Annotated in this window: 2 protein-coding genes; both read right to left on the bottom strand. The window is 62.0% G+C overall.

Going from position 1 to position 3,207, the window contains the following annotated elements:
• Positions 1 to 16 precede the first annotated feature (16 nt).
• The gene (locus ACOJTD_RS01875; protein WP_420131245.1) at positions 17 to 697 is read right to left on the bottom strand and encodes a hypothetical protein; all 681 of its coding nucleotides are present in this window, start codon (positions 695 to 697) and stop codon (positions 17 to 19) included.
• A gap of 91 nt (positions 698 to 788) precedes the next feature.
• Positions 789 to 3,035: a polysaccharide biosynthesis tyrosine autokinase gene (locus tag ACOJTD_RS01870; RefSeq protein WP_420131244.1), complete on the bottom strand. Its 2,247-nt coding sequence runs from the start codon at positions 3,033 to 3,035 to the stop codon at positions 789 to 791.
• Positions 3,036 to 3,207: the final 172 nt, after the last annotated feature.

Here is a 3,207-nt window from a genome sequence, read left to right as displayed (position 1 = left end):
TCGTCCGCGAGTCCCGTCAGCGCCAGGGCCTTGTCTCCGACCGAACGCCCGGCACATCGATGCGCGCGCCTTCGGTCGCGAGTCGCCGGGCCAGGGCTTCCTTGGGTGGCAGTCCGACGCCGTCGAGGCTCGCCAGCAGCCTGTCCCGCTGGCTCCAGCCGACACCGAGCAGATTGGCCGCGGCATCCTCGATCATGCCGCTGCCGACCATTTCCGAGAATTCGGACACCGCAAGGTCCTGCGTCCGCTGGTCCAGGATCGGATAGGCGGCCAGAGCGAGCCGGTTGCGGGTGGCAGACACCCATCCCTCATGCGGTCCGGTGACGTAGGATTGCTTGAGCAGTCGTGTGTCCGCTGGATTGAACTCGGCGCGCGCTGTTCGGACGAAATAGGCGCTCGACCACAAGTAGGAGTCACCTGGGCTGAGCCGCAGCGCCGCTCGAATTCTCGTCTCCGCCAACGTGAAGGCAGCTTCGATCTGCTCTGAACTGGCGCGCGCCTGCGAATCCTGCGCGCGCCGCAGCGTGATCATCGCGCTGGCGCGCGCCGCCACCGGATTGGTCCACGTCAGTTCGGGCCGTGCAGCCGCGAGCTCCGCATCGATGTCTTTCAGAACGTCCGGCTTGATCGGTGTGTTCGAGGCAATCAGTTCGGCGACGTCGCGCGCCGGCGTGACCAGAATGGCCCAGGGCAACATCCCGGCAGCCCAGATCGCCGAGCATACCCCGAGGACACCAAGGGCATTCTGCAGGACGAGCTGGTGAAGCCGGACGGCTCGCGACGGGGCGCTACTCGGCATATCCGTAGCGGGCGTAGTATTTCTGGTAGTAATTCCGACCCTGATAGGACTCGTAGCGGGCAAGCATGCGGGTGTCGGCCTTGTTCAGGACGACGCCCAGGATCTTGTCGACGATGCCCGGTGCGGATCGTAGCGTGTGCTGGATCACGTCCGGCTTGGTCTTGCCCCATTCGACGACGAACACGTAGGAGTCCACGTAACTGGACGTGACGCGTGCATCGACGACCGGAGCCAGCGGCGGCAGGTCGAGCACGACATAATCATATTTCTCGCGGAGCGAACTGATCAGCGCCTGCATCGCCTTCGACGACAGAATTTCGTTGGTATGCAAGAGCTGCGACGTCGATCCGGCAGGAAGAACCGCCAGCTGCGTCGACGGATCGATCTGGATGGCGTCGTCGAGGCTGGATCGTTGCGCAACGACGTCGACCAGGCCCGTGGTCGCATCCGGTGCGAGCGAGGCGGAGAGCGACGGGTTGCGCAAATCGGCGTCCACCAGAATGACCTTGGCGCCGCCATGGGCCATCAGCTGGGCGAGATTACTCGACACCGTGCTCTTGCCTTCGCTCGGCATGGTCGAGGTCGTCGCCAATACCCGGTTTTCGCGGACGAAGGAGTTCAGATCGATCGCAACCTTGATCGACCGGAGTGCCTCCGAGAAGCGCGACAGCGGGTTGTCGACCACGTAGCGGAGGAACTCCTTGCCCTTGCGCCCGCCTGACTTGGTTTTAGCCTTCCAGGGCAAAACCGGCTTGGGAGCATCGTTGCCGAGTAGCGGCAGGATCGCCAGGCAGTTGGCGCCGAGCTGGTCCTCGACTTGTCCGCTGGTTCGGAACACGCGGTCGGAAAAGTCGCGGGCGATCGCTGCGGCGAGGCCGAGGATCAGGCCGCCGAGCACCGCCAGCGCGAGAATGACCAGCGTGTTGGGGTAGCTCTTCCCGAGCGGCGTGGATGCGGAGCTGATTACGCGGGCTTCGGTGATCGGGAAGGACTGCTGCTGCACCGATTCCATGTAGCGCTGCAGAAAATTGTCGTACATCGCCTGGTAGGATTGCGCGCTGCTGTCGAGATCGCGGAGCTGGATCTGCGCCTGGTTGCTGGACTGCGATTCCGACACGGCGTTGGCGAGGCTCGCCTTGATGCTTTCCTCGCGGGTGACGGCGATGTCGTAGTCGCTCTTGTAGGATTCGCGGATCCGTTTGAGCTCGTCGACGATGTTCTTGCGGATTTCGGCCATCTGGGTGCGCAGGTTCAGCACCGCGAGATGATCGGCGCCATATTTCGCCGTCCAGATCGATTCCTTCGAGGCCATGTCGACGTATTGGCCACGCAGCTTGACGATCGTGTCGTTCTTCAAGGCGTCGGCCACCGACGCATCCGGCACACCCTGTTTCAGAATCTCGGTCATGCGCTCGAGACGGGCGGAGGCCTCTGCAGTGGACGCGTGCGCGAGCACCAGCTGGCTGTTGACCTCGGCGATCTGCTGGTCGGTCATCAACCCCTTGCCGGTGTCGACGATGTTGTTGGCGGTTTTGAAGTCCACCACCGCACGCCGCGCTGCTGAGGCCTGAATCCGCAGTTCCTTGATCCGGTCCTGCAGCCAGACGCTGGCACGCCGGGTGGCTTCGTATTTCGCTTCGAGCTGGTCGACGATGTAGGCGTCGGCGATGGCATTGGCGATCCGCGCGGCCTTGGCCGGATCACGCGAGGTGAACGAGATGCCCATCACGTAGGTCAGGCCGACGCGCTTGATTTCGCGAGAGCGCTCGAAACGTTGCAGCGCCCGGCGGTTGAGTTCCAGCTCGGAAGCCGATTTGCTGCCCGATGACAGGCCGACAAGGCTGAGAAGCCTGCCGACGATTCCCGATCCGACGAATTCCGGATCCTCGGTGAGATGGAAGTTGCGGATCACGGCTTGGCTGACGTTTTCGGATTTGAGCATCTCGATCTGGGTCAGCACGGTTGCGGGGTCGACGGCCACATCGCCGAGCATCTGCTGTTGAAACAGCTGGACCTTGCGGGTGTCGATCACCATCGACGCGGTGGAGGTGTATCGCGGCGCCGCGGTGAACAGGAACAGGAGCGCGAGAATGACGACCGAAGACGTGATGGCCAGAATGGTCGGAAACTGCCGACGGACGATTTCCAGGTAGGAACCGAGGGAGCGGGTTTCGCTGCCTTCGAGCTCGATCGGCCCGCGATTGATCTCTTGCGTCGACTTGTTTTGCTGCAGCATCTGAGCTTCCTGAATCGTCCGCGGAATGCGATCGCCCGGGCATCGCCCACCGAGGCGAACACGGAACGGTTCGGCAGAATTTATTAACTACCAATAGTCGCAGATAAACGCGAGGCAGATCAGTTAAATTTTAATAAATTTAAATGTATCTATTAATATGGTAAAAATAAAG

The organism is Rhodopseudomonas sp., from assembly GCF_048594845.1.
In the GTDB taxonomy this organism is placed as follows: Bacteria; Pseudomonadota; Alphaproteobacteria; order Rhizobiales; family Xanthobacteraceae; genus Rhodopseudomonas.
The sequence above is the reverse complement of the archived record's forward strand: the minus strand, read 5'-3'. Positions and strand labels throughout refer to the sequence as shown.

Coding starts and splice junctions, on each gene's coding strand:
- ACOJTD_RS01875 (WP_420131245.1), bottom strand. CDS start 697: ATGTTGCCCTGGGCCATTCTGGTCACGCCGGCGCGCGACGTCGCCGAA.
- ACOJTD_RS01870 (WP_420131244.1), bottom strand. CDS start 3,035: ATGCTGCAGCAAAACAAGTCGACGCAAGAGATCAATCGCGGGCCGATC.